A 659-nucleotide genomic window follows, 5' to 3' on the forward strand; every position below is an offset into this window, starting at 1 on the left:
TACATGTACAACATGAACGTGATCAACCCGGCCTATGCCGGATCAAAGGAGAACCTTGCCTTCGGCTTGCTTTACCGCGCCCAGTGGGTAGATGTGGAGGGGGCACCCACCACAGGTACCTTCTCCGGCCACAGCCCTGTAGGCAAGAATGTAGGCCTTGGCCTCTCGGCCATTGTGGATGAGATAGGCCCGGTAACCGAGACCAACGTGTATGCCGACTTCTCCTATACCCTTAACCTTGGCGGTGAGCACCGCCTGGCACTCGGCATCAAGGCAGGGGCAACCTTCCATGATGTGGGGCTTTACAGCGAGATTGGCAACGGCTTTGTGCCGCAGCCCGGCGACCCTGCTTTCCAGGAAAACGTGAACAACACCTACTTTAACGTAGGGGCAGGCTTCTTTTACTATACCAACAACTACTACCTGGCCTTCTCGGTGCCCAACATGCTTAAGAGCAAGCACCTTGACCTTACCGATAACGGGCAGGAGTATGAGTTCGGCTCTGAGGTGTCGCACTACTTCTTAACGGGAGGTTATGTGTTCCAGTTATCAGAGAACACCAAGATGAAGCCCTCGTTCATGGTAAAGTCCTCTTTTGATGTATCGCCGTCTGTAGACGGCTCCCTGAACTTTTTGTTCTTTGAGCGTTTTGAGATCGG

At 53.4% G+C, this 659-nt stretch carries 1 protein-coding gene; it reads left to right on the top strand.

What is annotated here, in order from left to right:
* Positions 1 to 659, top strand: a 659-nt coding sequence (locus KJK34_RS15035; RefSeq protein ID WP_223054703.1) for a PorP/SprF family type IX secretion system membrane protein, incomplete at both ends; no start/stop codon positions are given.

Source organism: Flavobacterium coralii (genome assembly GCF_019891545.1).
GTDB classification, from domain to species: domain Bacteria; phylum Bacteroidota; class Bacteroidia; order Flavobacteriales; family Flavobacteriaceae; genus Flavobacterium; species Flavobacterium coralii.